11 protein-coding genes are annotated in these 17,038 nt (G+C 74.1%); 5 read left to right on the forward strand and 6 right to left on the reverse strand.

Annotation, left to right across the window (positions count from 1 at the left end):
* Positions 1-58: 58 nt before the first annotated feature.
* From WME98_RS45985 to WME98_RS45995, 3 genes are all read left to right on the forward strand, one after another.
* Positions 59-5,482 carry a type I polyketide synthase gene (locus WME98_RS45985; protein WP_437947965.1) on the forward strand — a complete coding sequence of 1,808 codons (5,424 nt, stop codon included), beginning with the start codon at positions 59-61 and terminating at the stop codon, positions 5,480-5,482.
* On the forward strand, positions 5,479-6,381 hold the full coding sequence (locus WME98_RS45990; protein WP_061627950.1) for a phytanoyl-CoA dioxygenase family protein: 903 nt from the start codon (positions 5,479-5,481) through the stop codon (positions 6,379-6,381). Before WME98_RS45985 ends, WME98_RS45990 begins: the two co-directional genes overlap by 4 nt.
* Before the next feature lie 68 nt (positions 6,382-6,449).
* Positions 6,450-8,366 (forward strand): formylglycine-generating enzyme family protein, encoded by a 1,917-nt coding sequence (locus WME98_RS45995; RefSeq protein WP_437947966.1) that lies wholly within the window; start codon positions 6,450-6,452, stop codon positions 8,364-8,366.
* Positions 8,367-8,574: 208 nt separating this feature from the next.
* Here WME98_RS45995 and WME98_RS46000 read toward each other — a convergent pair whose 3' ends face one another.
* A complete protein-coding gene (locus WME98_RS46000; RefSeq protein WP_437947967.1) occupies positions 8,575-9,756 on the reverse strand; it encodes an endo-1,4-beta-xylanase in 1,182 nt (393 codons plus the stop codon).
* 214 nt (positions 9,757-9,970) lie between these two features.
* Positions 9,971-10,237: a DUF6289 family protein gene (locus WME98_RS46005; RefSeq protein ID WP_061627948.1), complete on the reverse strand. Its 267-nt coding sequence runs from the start codon at positions 10,235-10,237 to the stop codon at positions 9,971-9,973.
* Positions 10,238-10,834: 597 nt separating this feature from the next.
* Here WME98_RS46005 and WME98_RS46010 point away from each other — a divergent pair.
* Together WME98_RS46010 and WME98_RS46015 are read left to right on the forward strand one after the other, a co-directional pair.
* Positions 10,835-11,794: a DNA-formamidopyrimidine glycosylase family protein gene (locus WME98_RS46010; RefSeq protein WP_437947968.1), complete on the forward strand. Its 960-nt coding sequence runs from the start codon at positions 10,835-10,837 to the stop codon at positions 11,792-11,794.
* Between the two features lie 94 nt (positions 11,795-11,888).
* Positions 11,889-12,647, forward strand: a complete 759-nt coding sequence (locus WME98_RS46015; protein WP_437947969.1) for a hypothetical protein — start codon at positions 11,889-11,891, stop codon at positions 12,645-12,647.
* A gap of 54 nt (positions 12,648-12,701) precedes the next feature.
* Here the strand turns inward: WME98_RS46015 and WME98_RS46020 are convergent, their stop codons facing one another.
* The 4 genes from WME98_RS46020 to WME98_RS46035 form a co-directional block, all read right to left on the reverse strand.
* Positions 12,702-13,787, reverse strand: a complete 1,086-nt coding sequence (locus WME98_RS46020) for an AI-2E family transporter (RefSeq protein WP_437947970.1) — start codon at positions 13,785-13,787, stop codon at positions 12,702-12,704.
* A 442-nt stretch (positions 13,788-14,229) separates the two neighbouring features.
* Positions 14,230-14,760 (reverse strand): pyridoxamine 5'-phosphate oxidase family protein, encoded by a 531-nt coding sequence (locus tag WME98_RS46025; RefSeq protein ID WP_020736186.1) that lies wholly within the window; start codon positions 14,758-14,760, stop codon positions 14,230-14,232.
* 203 nt (positions 14,761-14,963) lie between these two features.
* Entirely contained in the window at positions 14,964-15,968 is a 1,005-nt protein-coding gene (locus WME98_RS46030; RefSeq protein WP_437947971.1) for a zinc ribbon domain-containing protein, read from the reverse strand.
* The gene (locus WME98_RS46035) at positions 15,965-17,026 is read right to left on the reverse strand and encodes a hypothetical protein (RefSeq protein WP_437947972.1); all 1,062 of its coding nucleotides are present in this window, start codon (positions 17,024-17,026) and stop codon (positions 15,965-15,967) included. Before WME98_RS46035 ends, WME98_RS46030 begins: the two co-directional genes overlap by 4 nt.
* Positions 17,027-17,038: the final 12 nt, after the last annotated feature.

Raw genomic sequence — 17,038 nt, forward strand, 5'->3', positions numbered from 1 at the left:
CTCGTGGTAGGGTGCGCGCTCGAGCGCGGCAGCGCGCGGGCTGCTGGCGGGGTGCTGGATGGAAGGCCGGGAGATCCCCTGGGACGAGGTGTCGGCGCGCGCCGCCGCGCTGTCGCCGGAGCGGCGGGCGCTCTTCGCGCGCAAGCTGCGCGCCGCGGGTGAGATCCCGCGGCGGCTCGTGGTGGATCCCGTCGCCATCGTGGGCATGGGCTGCCGGCTCCCAGGTGGCGCCGACGATCCGGAGGGCCTCTGGCGCCTGCTGCGCGGCGGCCACGACGCCGTGACCGAGGTGCCGCCCGAGCGCTGGGACGCGCGCGCCTGGTACGACCCGGACCCGGGCGCGCCCGGTCGGACGAGCTCGCGGTGGGGCGCCTTCCTGCGCGAGATCGATCGCTTCGACGCCGCGTTCTTCGGCGTCTCCCCGCGCGAAGCGGCGCGCATGGACCCGAAGCACCGCGTGCTCCTCGAGGTCACCTGGGAGGCGCTCGACGACGCCGGCCTGCCGGGCCCCTCCCTCGCCGGCAGCCGAACCGCGGTATTCGTCGCGGCTTACCAGGGTGACCACGCGCGCCTCGCGCTCGCGGACCCGGGCGCGATCGACGCCTACGCGGGCCTCGGCGCCCAGCAGTGCCTCGCGGCGGGCCGCATCTCCTACCTGCTCGACCTGCGCGGGCCGAGCCTCGTCGTGGACACCGCCTGCTCGTCCTCGCTCGTCGCCGTCCACCTCGCCTGCCGCAGCCTGCTGGCCGGCGAGTGCGACCGCGCCATCGTCGGCGCGGTGAGCCTCGTGCTCGCGCCGGAGGAGTGGGTGGCGATGGCCAAGCTCGGCATGCTCGCGGCCGACGGGCGCTGCAAGACGTTCGACGCGCGCGCGGACGGCTTCGTGCGCGGCGAGGGCTGCGGCGTCGTCGTCCTCGAGCGGCTCTCCGACGCGCTCGCCGCGGGCCGCGACATCCGCGCGCTCGTGCGCGGGACGGCGGTGAACCAGGACGGCCGCACCAACGGCCTGACCGCGCCGAGCGGCCGCGCGCAGGAGGAGGTGATCCGGCTGGCCCTCGCCGACGCCGCCGCCTCGCCCGCGCAGATCGGCTACGTCGAGACGCACGGCAGCGGCACCCGGATCGGCGATCCCATCGAGGTCGAGGCCCTGCGCGCCGTCGTCGGCGCGCCGCGCCCCGATGGGGGGGCCTGCGTGCTCGGCGCGGTGAAGACCAACCTCGGGCACCTCGAGGCCGCGGCCGGGATGGCGGGGCTGCTCAAGGCGGCGCTCGCGCTGCAGCGCGGCGAGATCCCGCCGAACCTCCACCTGGAGGAGACCAACCCCGATCTGCCGCTCGCGGGCTCGTGCTTCCTCTTGCCGCGAGCCCCGACGCCGTGGCCGCCGGGGGGCGGGCCGCGGCTCGCGGGGCTCAGCTCCTTCGGCCTGAGCGGCACGAACGCGCACCTCGTGCTCGAGGAGGCGCCCCGCCCGGCGCCCGCGCCCGCGCCGCGCCCGCCGGGGTGCGCCGAGCTCCTGCCCATCTCGGCGCGCAGCCCCGGGGCGCTGCGCGCGCTCGCGGCGGGCTACCGGCGGCTCCTCGACGCGCCGGAGGGCGAGCCTTCGCGCGCGGAGGTCCACGCGATCTGCGCCGCCGCCGCGCTCGGGCGCGCGCACCACGAGCACCGCCTCGCGCTGGTCGCCCGGGGCCGCGCCGAGCTCGCCGAGCGGCTCGACGCCTTCCTGAAGGGCGAGCCGCGGCCCGGTACGAGCGCCGGGCGCTCTCCGGTCGCCGGACGGCCGCGGCTCGCCTTCGTCTTCCCGGGGCAGGGCGGCCAGTGGCCCGGCATGGGCCGCGCGCTGCTCGAGAGCGAGCCCGCCTTTCGCGAGCGCTTCGAGGCATGCGACCGCGCCCTGCGCGCCGCCGAGGGCTGGTCGCTCCGCGACGCGCTCGCCGGCGATCCCGCCTGGCTCGATCGCGTCGATCGCGTCCAGCCGCTGCTCTTCGCGATCCAGGTCTCCCTGGCCGCGCAGCTCCGCGCCTTCGGCATCGAGCCCGACGCGGTGATCGGCCACAGCATGGGCGAGGCCGCGGCCGCCGTCGTCGCGGGCGCGCTCGACGTCGAGGCGGGCCTGCAGGTCGTCGCGCGCCGCAGCCGGCTCCTCTCGCGCGCGCGAGGCTCGGGCGGCATGGCCGCGGTCGCGCTCTCGGCGGAGCAGGCCGCGGAGCTCGTCGCAGGGCGGCCGGAGGCGCTCTCGATCGCCGCCGTCAACGGGCCGACCGCGACGGTCATCGCGGGCGACGCCGCCGCGCTCGACGCCATCGTCGCGGAGCTGGAGCGCCGCGGGGTGGACGCGCGGCGGATCCGGGTGGACGTGGCCTCGCACAGCGCGGCGGTGGAGGAGCTCTGCCCCACGATCCGCGCCGAGCTCGCGGATCTGCAGCCCCGCCGCGCGGCGAGGCCGATGATCTCCACGGTGACGGGCGCGCCGGTCGAGGGGCCCGAGCTCGACGCCGCCTACTGGGCCCGGAACCTTCGGGAGCCGGTGCGCTTCTGGCCCGCGCTGCGGACGCTCGTGTCCGACACCCCCTCCGTGTTCCTCGAGCTGGGCCCGCACCCGACGCTGCTCGCGCCGCTCCGGGAGGGCCTCGCCCTCCTCGGCCTCGAGGCGCGCAGCCCGCTGCTCGCCGCCATGCGGCGGGGCGAGGACGATCGCGCGGGCCTCCTCGCCGCCGTCGGCGCGCTGTACTGCTTCGGCTTCCCCGTCGCGTGGAGCGCGCTCCAGCCGCCCGGCGGGCCGCGCGCAGCGCTGCCGGCCTACCCCTGGGACCGCGCGGCCCTCCCGGCAGCGCCGGAGCGCCGCGCTCCGGCGGCCCGCTCGCTGCTCGGCGAGCACATCGCGCTGGCCGAGCCGCCGGGCGCCCACCTCTGGCACGGCGCGCTCGACGCGGCGGATCTGGCCCTCTTCGCCGACCACCGCGTCGAGGACGCCATCGTGCTCCCGGGCACGGCGACGCTCGACGCGGCGCTCGCCGCCACGGCGGAGCTCTTCGGACCGGGCCCCCGCGATCTCACGGACGTCGTCTACGAACGGCCCGCGGTGCTGCCAGGCGACGGCACGTGCCGGTTCCAGATGCTCGTCACCGAGCAGGGCCCGGGCGCGGCCGCGTTCCGCCTGCACCAGCGCCGCCCTGGCGAGCCGGCATGGACGCTCGTCGCGCGCGGCGGAGCCGCCGTCGCCCAGCCAGCCACCGCGCCCCTCGCGCTCGACGTCGCCGCGATCCGCGCCCGCTGCGGCGCCGTCGAGCCTGGCGCCGCCTTCTACGCGCGGCGCGCCGCGCGCGGCAACGCCTGGGGCCCCGGCTTCCAGGGCATCGCGCGGCTGTGGCGCGGCGACGCCGAGGCGCTCGCCGAGATCGTGGCCCCCGCGGAGGTCGCGGGCGCGCTGCCGCGCCACGCGCTGCACCCCGCGTTGCTCGACGCCTGCGGCCAGGCCGCCGTGGAGCTCGCCGAGGACCCCGCGATGCCCGGCCCCTTCGTGCTCGCGGGCGTCGCGCGGGTGCGCCTGCGCGGCCCCCTGGTCCCGCGGCTCTGGAGCCACCTGACCGTCCGCCACCGCGATCGAGACGGCGTACACGCGGACGTGCGCGTCGCTGATCCGGACGGCCGGATCGTCGTCGAGGTCGACGATCTCCGGCTGGCGCGCCTCGCCGCGCGCGGACCGCAGCGCCGCCCCGAGGACGCGCTCACCGTCCTCCAATGGCAGCCGGCGCCGCGCCCCGCCGGCGCGACGACGTCGCGCGGCGGCTGGCTGATCGTCGCGGATCGGGGCGGCGTGGGCGACCGCCTCGCGGCCATCGCTCGGGCCGATGGCCGCCCCTGCGCTCTCGTGAGGCCGGACGTCGGCGCCGCACGCGCCTCGCTCCCCGGCGCCGCGGCGCCGGAGCCGCCGTGGGAGATCGTCTACCTCGTCGCGCTGGACGCGCCGGCGGGCGGCGCCGCAAGCGCGGCCGCGCTGGAAGCCGAGGTGCTGCGGCTCGCGGGCCTCGCGCTGGAGCAGCTCCACGGCGCGCTCGACTCCGGGCGATCGCACCGGATCTGGCTGATCACGCGCGGCGCGCAGCCGGTCGAGCCAGGCCCGGTCGCCGCGGCGCAGGCCGTGCTCCTCGGACTCGGGCGCACGCTCGAGGCCGAGCGCCCCGAGCACCTCGGCGGCCTCGTGGACCTGCCGCCGGACGCCGCCGCCGGGGAGGCTGCGGCCCTGATCGCCGCGGAGATCGCCGGCCGATCCGGCCCCGCGGAGGAGGTGGCGTACCGCCGGGGTGAGCGCCTCGCGGCTCGGCTCTCGACGTGGGACGACGAGCGCTCCGCCCCCGAGCCGCTCCGGCTGCGCCCCGACGCGAGCTACCTCGTCACCGGCGGCCTCGGCGACCTCGGGCTGCTCGTCGCGCGCCGCCTGGTCGAGCGGGGCGCGCGGCACCTCGTCCTCCTCGGCCGGACGCCGCCCAGCGCGGCCGGGGCGGGCGACGCGCGCGCCGCCGCGATCACCGCCCTCGAGGCGCTCGGGGCGCGCGTGCGGATCGCCGTGGCCGACGTCGGCGACGAGCGGGCCCTGCGCGCCTCGCTCGCGGCCCACGACGCCGCGGCCTGGCCTGCCATCCGCGGCGTGATCCACTGCGCCGGGGTGCATCGCCCCGCGCCGCTCGACCAGCTCGCGGCCGACGATCTCCTCCCCGACCTGCGATCCAAGGTGCTCGGCGCCTGGCTGCTCGATCGCCTGCTCGCGGATCTCGACCTCTTCGTGCTCTTCTCCTCCGCCGCGACGCAGCTCGGCTCGCCCCTGCTCGGCGGCTACGCCGCCGCCAACGCGTTCCTCGACGCGCTCGCCCACGATCGCCGGGCGCGCGGCCTCCCCGCGCTGAGCGTCGGCTGGGGCTACTGGGACGGCGTCGGCATGGCCGCGCGGCGCGAGCGGGCCGAGGGCCGGCGCGCCGCGCCGCGCGGCGTCGCGCCCCTCGCCCCGGATCGCTGCCTCGACGTGCTGGAGCGCCTGCTCGCTGGCGCACCGCCCCACGTCGGCGTGCTGGGCGTCGACTGGAGCGCGTGGTCGGCAGCCTACCCCGAGGCCGCGGCCGCTCCGCGCCTCGCGCTGCTCGCCGGGCGCGGCGCGGCCCCCTCGGGCCCGGGGGGCGCCGCCCTGCTGGTCGCCGACCCGCTCGCCGGCGCGCCCGAGGAGCGGCGGGGGCGCCTCGAGCTGTACCTGCGGGCCCGCGTTGCGGCGGCGCTGCGCCGGCCCGCGGCGGATCTGCCCTTGGACGAGCCCCTCGTCCGCCTCGGCCTCGATTCGCTCATGGCGGTCGAGCTCCGGAGCCGGCTCGCGGCCGAGCTGGCGATCGCGGTCTCGATCGTCGATGTGTTACGCTCGCCGGGCGTGCTCGCCCTCGCGGAGCTGCTCGCCGCGCGCGCCGAGCCCGCGGGGGGATGGGAGGAGATCACCCTGTGAGCAGCGCGACCCTCAGCGACGCCATGCTCCGCGCCTTCTCCGACGAGGGCTACCTGCTCGTCGAGGGCGCGCTCCCCCCGCCGGTCGTCGCCGCGGTCATCGACGAGCTCGACGCGGCGGTCGACGCCTGCTCCCGGGATCTCCGCGACCGAGGCCAGCTCGAGGATCCGCTGGAGGAGCACGGCTTCGACACGCGCCTGCACCGGCTCTCCCTGCGCACGGACGCGGTGGTGCGGACGCTCTTCAACCGCAACTACATGCGCCCTGCGCTGCTCGAGCTGATCCGCGGCCCCGCGCTCCTCGATCTGCTCGAGCCGCTGCTCGGCCCCGAGATCGCCTGCCACCCCGGCTACCGCGTCCGGCCGAAGCTCCCGAGCAGCAGCCCCATCTCGTGGATGCGCGCCATGCCGTGGCACCAGGACGTGGCCTACCTGGTGCCGGAGTGTGACCGGTACTTCTACGCGACCGTCTGGATCCCGCTCACGGAGTCCACCGAGGAGAACGGCTGCATCGAGGTGCTCCCCCGCGGTCATCGAGGCATCCTTCCGCACCGCAACGTGCACGGCGAGCCGTTTCTCGAGATCCTGGGCGAGGCGCTGCCGCCGCTCGAGTCCGTGAAGGTCCCGGCCCGCCCGGGCGATGTGCTCCTCATGAGCGGCCTCATGCCGCACCGGTCCGGCCTGAACCGGACCGAGCGCGTCCGCTGGAGCCTCGATCTGCGCTACCACGCGGCGGACGTCCCGCCGGGCTACTCCGGGGAGCCCGCCCTCCTGGTGCGCAGCCGGAGCCGCCCCGAGGGGGTGATCCGGGACTGCGCCGACGTGGAGCGCCTGCGCGAGGCGAGCCCGGCTGTGGACGCGCCGCGCTACCGTCGCTGGCCGACGGTGCACCCCACCTGAGCGGACGCGGCGCGACGGGCTCACCCCTCGTCACGCCCGTGTGTCGCGTCGAGCAAGGAGAAACAGCAATGGACCTCGAGACCCGCAGCCCCCCGACCGCCGGCAGCGCGCGCGTCACCAACCTGGAGATCGTCGGCCGGGAGGGCGACGAGATCACCGTTCGCTTCGACGTCGCCTGGGACAACTCGTTCCGCGAGCGCGGCGGGCCGGGGGCTGGCAACTGGGACGCCGTCTGGCTCTTCGTCAAGTACCGCGGCACCGAGGTGGTCCCGTTGCACGACAACGGGGACATCCGCGCTGCGGCGGATCAGGGGGACCTGTCCCCGCTCGCCGCAGCGGCGATGGCGGCGGTCCCCGCTCCCGCGGCGGCCCCCGCTGCCGTGGCGGCGGCGGTGGCGATCCCCGTTCCCGCGGCGGCTGCGCCGATCCCCGCTCCCGTGTCTGGGAGGCCGAGCTCCTTGCGATTGCGCGGCAAGCGTGAGGTGCACCCGGTGACCCCGGGCCAGAAGTGGCGCGTCCGGGTGGAGCGGTACCACCACCGCAGCCCGATGGGCCCGCTGGAGTCGTCCGTCGAGGACATCACCGTGCGGGCGCTCGGCGACAGGAGCCACGGCCTCGAGGCCAGCCGGATGAGCGAGTGGCGGCACGCGCTGATCGCAGCCGCCCGCGCGCCCGTTGGAGGCGAGGTGCTCCTCCCCGAGGATCAGCGCGGCGTGTTCCTCTACCGCAGCGACGAGAACGCCGGCGTGGGCCCTGTCGTCTTCCGCGCGGTGACCCTGACCCTCTGCCGCCCACCGGACGGCCCTGCCTTCGCCGACCACGTGTCGCTCTGGGTGTTCGGCATCGAGATGGTCTACATCCCCGAGGGCCCGTTCTCGCTGGGGGATCCGCTGGGCCCTGGCGGGGGGCCGGCCGCCTGCTTCTACGACGCCTCGCTCGGCGACAAGGAACCCGATCGATCCTACCGCGTGACGTCCGACGGCCCGATCGAGGTGGGGCCGAACGGCGACCGGTCGCGGCTCTACTACGACGGGGACGCGTCCGACGGGAACGAGGGCGACGGGCAGGGCCCGATTCCGAAGGGATTCCCGAACGGGTACGGCGCCTTCTACGTGATGAAGTACCAGATCAACCAGGGCCAGTACGGCGATTTCGTCAACACGCTCCAGGGCCCGGCGAGAACGGTGCGCTTTTCGTACTGGTTTGGTTCTTATCGCTACACCACCTTCATGACGCAATCGAGCGCTCGCCTCACGCTGCGTCCCGACAACGCCTGCAATTGGCTCGCGTGGATGGACGGGGCAGCCTTCGCCTGCTGGGCGGGCCTGCGCCCGCTGACGGAGCTCGAGTACGAGAAGGCCTGCCGTGGTCCAGCGCAGGCCGTGAGCTGCGAGTATGCGTGGGGCACCACCACGGCCGTGCAGGCCCAGGTGATCTTCGGCAACGAGGGGGGCGTGAGCTGGGTCAACGGCAACGCGGCCTTCCAACAGGCCATCTTCGTCGGCGGCGACGGCGGCTCCGGACCGCTGCCCGGCAACGCCTTCGGCGGCCCGCCGGCGTCCTGGTCCGGCGCGTGCGCCTTCGGCATGCGTCGCGATTTCGTCGAGGACCAGTCCAGCCTGTCCCCGGTCCAGGTGAACGAGCGAGAGCGGACCGGCGCATCGTATTACCGGGTGATGGGGCTGAGCGGCAATCTCTGGGAGTGGTGCGTGACCGTCGGGGAGCCCCAGGGCCGGGCGTTTACCGGTACCCCCGGCACCGGCGAGCTCGACGGCTTCGGGAACCCCGACGTCAAGTTGCTCGGCTGGCCTGACGTCGACGTCGTTGGCGCCGGCGCGCGGGGGGGCTCCTGGTACACCGCGCTGACGAAGCTGCGGCTCGCGGATCGATCGTACGGCTCCGGCTTGGAGAGCTACTCCACCCGGGCCCATGATATGGGCTTCCGCTGCGCGCGGACGGTCGGCTCGTCGGCGCCCACGCGCTGACGCCGACGGCCGGCGTCCCCTCACGCGCCCGCCCGAGCGGTTGCCCGTCGGCGCTCACCGCGCTCACCGCTGCCGCCAACGCCGCCGCTCTGCCATATCCGGGTCAACCGCGGGGGCCTCCAGCGCGTGCGCTCGGCTCGCCCGCTGCCGAGTCGGGCGCGGCGGTGCGGTGCTCGTCGCCCCACGCTCCGAGCGGGCCGGCGACGGGTCACTCCCCGCGACCGAGGAACTCCATCAGCCAGGCCATGGCCGGCCGCATGGTGCCGTCCGGGTGCAGGAGACCCGTGTTGTCCCGCCAGGTGGAGCCGACGACATAGCCCCAGAGGGTGATGCCTTTGACGGCGGGGTGGTTGTAGAACATCGTGAACTGCTCCTCCATCACCCGTCGCTGCTCCTCGTCGTCCGCGAGGCTGATGTCGTACTCGGTGATGTACACGGGCAGGCCCGTGGCGGCGAGCCCGTCGATGAAGCCCTGCACCGTACCGGTGTCCATCTTGTATGCGTCGTGGGCCTCCGCGCCGAGGCCGTCGATCGGAGCGCCCGCGGCCAGCAGCGCCTTCACCATCTCGACGAAGCGGTCGTGTTCGCCCTTGTACTCGATGTTGTTGTAGTCGTTCAGGATCAGGGTCGCGCCCGGGCAGAACTCGCGCGCCCACTTGAAGGAGTTGACGATCCAGTCATAGCCGCTCTCGCCATCGCCCCCGATGGCGTTCTTGAAGGTAGGCGTGGTGTGGGGCGGCGGCTCGTTCACGACGATGATGTACTTCGTCGCGGGATACCGTTCGCAGAACGCCTGCATCCAGTCCCTGATGGCCTGCCGCTGCTCGTCGGCGGTGAGGCGCACGAGCCAGCTCGGCTGGGTGGCCCCCCACACGAAGGCGTGCTCCATGAAGGGAATGTCGTTGTCCTGCGCGTATTTGTAGATCGCGTCGAGCCTGCTCCAGTCTCGAACGCCGCGGGAAAACTCGACGCTGCCGAGCTTGCCCTCGACCTCGGGCGTAATCTGGTCCCAGTACCGGACGAAGTCGTCGCGCACGGCGCGATCCGTCGTGATGTTGCCGACGAATTTGCCGGTGCCCGTGCTGCTCGAACCGCCCGACCCGTGGCTTGAGCCGCCAGCCCCGGAGCCGCTCGTCCCCGCACCCCCGGAGCCGCCGTCGCCGGCGCCGCCCGTACCCGCGCCAGAGGCCCCCGCGCCGCCCGCGCCAGCGCCGCTCGCGCTGACGCCGGCGCTGACGCCGTGGCCGTCCGCTCCGGTCGAGCCCCCTGCGCTCGACGAGCCGCCCGGGCCAGGGTCAACCCTGTCGACCTTGCCAGAGCAGCCAGAGAGGGCCGCGAGCCCGAGCCCGAGCGCGCCGCACAGCCATCGAGAAGCACGGTTCTTGTTCATGCCAACCCCCGCGATTTGGATGATCGTCGATGGTGACTTCTGGAGCAAGAAAGCCGTTGGTCAGCCGCGCGATCCGAGAGAGCACGCGCCCGGCCAGGCACGCCGGGCAGATCGGTCCCTGGAATTCCCGCTGTCCTCTGGATCGATTGCGATCCGTGCCGAGGAGCGATCCGTGCGACGGTCACGAGAGCGGGCGGAGCGTGGCGTGCTTGCCTCAGCGAGGAGGCGGGGTGCAGAGAAAACACCCGCCGCACTCGTAATGCTGCGTCTTGGTGCCCCACGCGATCTGGTTGTTGCAGCAATCGCGGCCGTACTTGCCGACGACCGTCGTGTGGCTCTCGTCGCTGTAGTAGATGCAGTTCGCCCCGGGCGCCGCCTCGCTCGAGGGAGCCAGCAGGGCGGCGCTTCCCAGCATCGCCGCGCCTGCAGTCAGGGCAGCGAAGAAGAACCGCAAGCGGGTAGCAGGGCCGATCCGACGCATGGATAACTCCTTTTGCGATGGAGGTCTTTCCTGGCCTCCGGGTCGATGCGACACACCTTAGAACGAATGCCCGGCTCGGGCAAGCGCGCGGGCCGAGCGCTCGATACGGCCATCGACGGATGCATTCCTGCATTGGTGAGAGCGCCGCCGAGGATGGCGGCGAATCGTGGAAGCAGCGCACCAGCCTTGCTGCAACGGCACACCTCGCGCGCTGCGCGCCGACGGTCGATTGTCGCTCCGAAAGAAAAGTCCGCAGGCACAGCAGTGCTGTCCCCTTCGTCTGCCTGGCTCAGCTCGGTTTTATTTTGCGCCCTTCACGCCATAACACCCAACATTACAATTCTTAACGAACGCCTGAGAGACAGACGGTGCTAGCCGCTCTCGTGGACGACGCGGTAGCTCCCCGGGATCTCGGCGGGCGCCGATCCTCGCAGCCTTGCTGTCGGCGCCGGTGGCGTTCCCGATCTCGAGGACGATCATCTCCTGCGCGCGGATGCAGGCGCAGGCGGACATGTGCCGGCGGAGCATCGTACGCTCTTCGCGCTGGAGCCCCTTGCGATCCGGTCGGTCGGCACCCAGAGCGTCCTGGAGCCGCTCATGCCCGAAGGCGACACGCTCTTCCGGATCGCCGCTGCCCTTGGCCCCGCGCTGGAGGGCGCGCGCGTCATCGCCCTGGAGCTGCCCCGGAGCGACCGGCGGTGCGACGCGCTCGTCGGCCGGCGCATCGAGCGCGTGGAGGCGCGCGGCAAGAACCTGTTGATCTTCTTCGACGAGGGCACCGTGCTGCACACGCACCTGCGGATGAGCGGCGCGTGGCACCTCTACCGAGAGGGCGAGCGCTGGAAGCGGTCCGAGGCGACGGCGTCGGCGATCCTCGCGGTCCCGGGCTACGTCGCCGTCTGCTTCCGGGCGCCCATCGTGCGCCTGCTCCGCGCGAGCGCCTTGCGCGGCGACCGGCTGCTCGGCGGCCTCGGCCCGGACCTGCTCGGCGACGGCTTCGACGCCGCGGAGGCGCTCCGCCGCCTGCGCGCGCTCGACGAGGTGCCGCTCGGGGTCGCGATCATGGATCAGCGCGTCGTCGCCGGCATCGGCAACGTCTACAAGAGCGAGCTCCTCTTCCGGAGGCGGCTCGACCCGTTCGCCCCGGTCCGGGCGTACTCGGACGAGGAGCTCTCCGCGATGCTCGACCTCGGCCGCCGTCTCCTGCAGGCCAACGTCGAGCCGCGGGATCCCTCCGGCGCGTACCGCGGTCCCACCGCGCACTACCTCCACACGCGCACGACGCGCGCGGGGTTCGACCGCGGCAGGCGGCCGGTCAGCGTCTACGGCCGCGAGGGGCGCGCCTGTTACGACTGCGGCGCCGCGATCCAGATGCGCCGCCAGGGGACGATGATGCGGTCGACGTACTTCTGCCCCCGCTGCCAGCCGGCCCGCGCCGCGCCGGCGCCGTCGGCTGCTCCAGCGACGCCGGCGGAGACAATGCAGCCGGACGGATCTGCGCCGTCCTCGGACGGGTCCGCGCCTTCATCGGACGGATCTACGCGATCGGTATCGTGATCTTGGCCGCCTGCGGAGGGCGGCGAGGCGGCCGAGATCCGGAGATGCGCGAGGCCGAGACCTTTTTGTCGGCCGGAGCGTAAGATCCAGCCTCATGCGCGTCGCCTGGTTCCTTCTCGTGCTCGTGCCTGCGTGCAGCCACCCCGTGGACGAGCCCGTCTCTCCGGATGCCGAGAACCCGAAGAGCCCTCCCTCCGGCGGTTCGTCCTCCTCTCCGGCGTCTCCGGCCGCTGCGCCCTCGGCAGGCGCCGCCGAGGTGGACGCCCGCTTCGCCCCGCTGATCGCCTCCGCCTATCGCGACTACAAGGCCTGGGGCCGCGTCGACGACGAGCTCCGCTGGGCGCCCTGGCTGTGCCGCCTGCCGCTCCCCGGCCGTGCCCGCATGAGCGCCGCCGAGGACGGCGGTCACGCCCGCAAGCTCTACTCGGTGTTCGCCAAGCACCGCGATCGCTATCCGCTGGTGCAGGCCGAGGCGCCCGTGTCCCAGCCGGTCGGGCAGGCCCTCGTCAAGGAGAGCTACCACCCCGAGCTCGTCGACGCGAAGGAGGTCCCCGAGCTCCCATCGCACCAGCCTTCGGGGCCTGACGGCGCGTCCGGCACGCCGGATCACTTCGATCCTTACCTGCGGGACGGCGATCGCGTCTACCGCGCGTCGCGCTTCGCCGGCGCCTACGTGGTGCTCAAGGTCGCGCCGGAGACCCCCGGCACCGACGCCGGCTGGGTCTACGGGACGGTCGCGCCCGGGGGCGAGGTGACCTCCGCCGGCCGGGTCGCGTCGTGCATGGGGTGTCATGTGAGCGCCCGCCACGAGCGCGTCTTCGGGATCGCGCCGGCGCCGTCCGCGGCGCCCTGACCCGCACCGCGCGACGTGCTCCCTCGCCGGCCCCCTGGCCGGGCACAACCTCGCTCACCCCGATCTCCGCGCTCCCGCCACGCTCGGACGCAGCAGCGACGGCGGCGCCTGCTCCTCGCTCGCCGGCGCCACCTCCGGCTCGTGCTCCTCCGGCGCCGGCTCCATGACGCGCGCGATCCACGACAGCCCCTCCACGTTCTCCAGCGTGATCTTCGCCACCATCATGATCGGCACCGACAGCAGCGCCCCCGACGGCCCCCAGAGCCAGCCCCAGAAGAGCATCCCGAGCAGCACGGCGAGCGGGGACAGCCCCAGCGTCCGCCCGAGGACCCGCGGCTCCAGCACATTGCCCACCAGCAGGTTGATGAGCAGATACCCGATCGCCACGATCGCCGCGGTCCCGGGCCCCTGGCTCGCCAGCGCGGCGAGCACGGCCGGGATCGTCGCCACCGCCGCGCCGATGTTCGGGATGAAGTGCAGGACGAACAGGCTCGACGCCAGGAGGAGCGCCAGGTCCACGTCCAGGAGGACCAGCATCACGTAGGCGAGCACGGCGACGAGCAGGCTGGTCAGCGTCTTCACGAGCAGGTACTTCTTCACCTCGCGCACGATGCGGTCGACGTGCTCGAGCCCGCGGCCGGGGTCCGCGATGATCGCCCGGAGCTTCGCGCCGGCGCCCGCGAACTCGCAGAGCGCGAAGAAGACGACGAGGAGCACCATGCCCAGGTTCGACGCCGCGCTGGCGACCGTCACCGCGGCCCCGCCGAGCAGCGGCACCAGGGACGCCGTGTGCAGCGTCTTGGACAGGAACTCCGGGTTCACCGGCAGCCCGCGCTCCGTGAGCGTCGCGGCGATCGCCACGGTGATCTCCGAGGCGCGCGCCAGGTAGGCCGGCACCTTCTCCTCCAGCTCCACCCCCGCGATGGTGACCACCGCCCCCACGAAGGCCAGGATCGCGAGGTCGACCACGAGCGCCGCCAGCGCCCCGACGGCCGGGGGGAGCCCCCGCCGCGTCACCCAGCTCGCGATGGGCGAGGAGATCGCCGCGAGCGCGATCCCGAACAGCACCGGCACGAGGAACGGCTCGGCGTAGCGTAACCCCACGATGACAACGACCGCGGCCGCCGCGACCATCATCATCTGAGCTCGACGAGATATCGTGAAGATCCCCATGCCTGACCTCGCTGCTGACGGGTTCCCGCGTCACGTCCATCTCAGAAGGTGAACACGGTGCAATTCCATGAAGAGCAAGGGATGCGCCACGCTCCGTCCCGCTGGTCCCCCGCGCGCGCGGGCGCTCGCGGACTCGCCGCGTCCGCTGGATTCGCGCGCTCGCCGCGCGCGGCGCGGCGTTCGTTCCTCGCGCGGGATCGTGGAGGTGGGGCCAGCCTGCACGGGCGGAGCGATCTGCTACGCGCGCCGGTTCGATGCTGGGGGGAGGGGGGGGCAGACTCAGGAGCGCCGCAGAGGGCAGTGAGGCGCGATGTCGCATGCGGCGCCGCGCCACGTCGGCCGCATCGACGCGTCGGAGCGCTGCGCCAGAGCGAGCCGGCGCAGCGCTCCGCGCCGCGGTGGAGATCGCTTACCGCGCGGCCACCCGGCCGTCGCTCGTCGGCCCGCCGTTGAGCGGCACCGCGGCGTGCTGGCTGGCGTCGGTCTTCGGGGTCGTCCCGGTGACGTAGGCCTTGACCGCCTCGACCAGGAACCGGAGCCCGGCCGTGCCCTGGTTGTCCCAGTACTCGCCCTCGCGCGGGGTCACATGGATGAGCGCGAGGTGGGGGTCGTCCTTGCCCTTCGGGAAGTAGACCCTGGCCTCTTCCGACCACAGCTCCTCGATCTTCGCCCGGCTCCTCACGATCGACGCGCGACCCGAGAGCGACAGGAAGCGGCGCTCCTCCTGGAGCGTCACGTTCACCTCCGGATTCGACTCGATCTCGTCGATCTTGCCCGAGTCGATGCTCGTCATGAACCAGATGTCCCCGGTGCCGTCGTCGACCTTCACCAGCGCCATGGGACGCGCCCGCAGCGAGCCGTGGTTGGCCTGCGTGACGAGCATGGCATTCCGGAACTTCTTGAGGATCTCCAGCAGCTTCTCTCGCGACCCAGTTTCCATGGTCTCCTCCGTTGAGTCCCGCCGTCAGTTGCGAGATCCGGACCACGGCCGGCTCACCCGCGAGATCGCGCGATGAACGGCCCTGTTGTGCCGCACCCAGCGTGCGCTAGAGGCATTCCGCCACAGCCTTCAGCGCGGTCCGCGCGAGCGCGAGCCGCCGCCCTGCGCAGCGCCAGGAGGGCTGTCGCGCGGCGCTGGCGAAGCTACCCAGCGCGCGTGAGCGCGAGCGCCGCGACGACGATCGCGATCAGCGCGAGCGCGCCGACGACCACGAGCGCCACCTTGCCCCACGCGATCGGCGCCGTGCCCGTGACGCAGCTCGCGTCCTGACCGTGCACGACGGCGCGGTAGCTGCGCCCCTCGTAGCGGTAGGCGAGCACGTACGAGGGCAGCGCCACCCGGCGCGTCTCGAGCGCGCGCAGGAGCACCGCCACGTGCACATTGCGGAAGGTGGACCCGGGGATCACGCCCTGCTTCAGCGCCGCCTCCGCGGCCGCGGCGATCCGCTCGCTGACGATCTTCCGCGCCGCCGAGCGCTGCGCGTCGAACTGCTCCAGCACCGCGTCCTCTGGGCCGAGCTGCTGCTGGGACCGCTGCGCGACCGGCACCACCTGGTCGAGCCGGAAGCGCGGCGCGAGCTCCCGGGCCTCGTCGAGCGACAGCCCGCGCGACGCGGACACGAGCAGGCTGCGGAACGGCAGCTGCGTCTGTCCGGCGTGGGGGGCCCAGGCGCTCCGCCGGGCGCCCGCGTTCGAGTCCGCCGTCCAGCTCACCACCGCGTCCGCGTTGACGAGCCAGCCCGCCCACCAGATCGGGCGCAGCCCCTCCACGGTCGCCGCCTGCGACAGGTCCGACGGCCGGAAGAAGCCGAGCGTCGACATCCACCGCCGCAGCGCCTGGTCGGCCTCCGCGGGAGGCACCCTGAACGGGAGCAGCCAGTCGGCCTGGTCGACCGGGTCGGCCGGCTGCTCCAGCCGCGTGACCGCGCCGCAGAAGCGGCACTTCGGCGCCTGCGCCTCGGCCGAGTACGCCACCGCGGCGCCGCACTCGGTGCACCGCAGCACCTGCACCGGCGGCGGGGCCGGGCCGCGGTCCAGCGGCGCGGCGAGGCCGCAGACGGCGCAGCGCAGGTCGCCCGGTTCCAGCGGCCCCTGGCAGCGCGCGCAGCACCGCGCCGCGGCCGGCGAGACGCCCAGGCTCATGCTCATCGCGCCCCTCCGGTCGGGGTGGGCCTGCTCCCGCCGGGACGGGCGCGCTCGGCCGGCGCGGGCGCGGCGGCGGGGGCCGGCGGCCGCGCGACGCCGCGCCGCTCGGCGGGGTCGCGGTCGCGCGCCGCGGCCAAGACGAACGGCGCCGCGAGGAGCAGGATCGCGAGCAGCACGGCGAGGGCGATCTTCACCCAGGAGAGGGGCGCCTTGCCGTGGATGGCGCCGGTCTGGCCGTTGATGAGGACCCGGAAGGGCGGCTTGCGCGGGTCGTGCCGGATCGCGAGCACCCAGAGGGGCACATAGATGAGCTCGAGCGTCTCCTGGTCGAGGCGCGTCTCGTGGGTGAGGCCGTGGTGGCTGTCCCCGGGCATGAAGCCCGGGAGGTCGCGGCCGACCTTCTCGAGCGCCTCCCGCCGCGCGAGGGCGTAGCACTCCGCCTGCGTCATGGTCGGCTCCTCGGCGACCCAGCCGCTCAGCACCGCGGGCGTGTAGCGCCGCATCGTGCGCAGGTCGAACGGCTCGATGGCCTCGAGCTCGGCGTTCTGGACGGCGCGCGACGCCACGACGAGCACATCCATGACGTAGGTGGCGCGCTGGCCTTCGAGGTGCCGGTGCTCGGTCCTCGTGACGACGCGCGTGCGGGTGACGGTGTTCCCCTTGTCGTCGGTCGTCGTGTACGTCTCGGTCTCCTGGTAGTTCTCGCCGATCTGCGCCGCGTAGCGCGTCTGCGCCATCGCCGAGTACAGGTATGCGGGCGTGTAGACGCCGCGGATCGCGTCGATGGTGCCCTTCTTGACGCTCGACTGCACGAAGAGGCTCCGCTTCCCGAGCCACGCCGCGACGGCGCCCTGCGCGCTCTCCCTGGCCATGGCGAACCCGAGCACGAAGTGCGGCGACGGCCGGTCGTTCGAGGGCGGCCGCTCCACGACCGACGGCGACGCGCAGTAGGGGCACACCGCCGTCCGCTGGTCCGCTTCGACGCGCAGCGAGGCGCCGCAGGTCTCACATTCGAGTTGCACCGGCGCCCGAGAGAACCGCACCCGGGGGCGGGGCGTCAACAGGGAAGGGGC

Origin of the sequence: Sorangium sp. So ce296 (genome assembly GCF_051529605.1) — a bacterium.
GTDB lineage: Bacteria > Myxococcota_A > Polyangia > Polyangiales > Polyangiaceae > Sorangium > Sorangium cellulosum_D.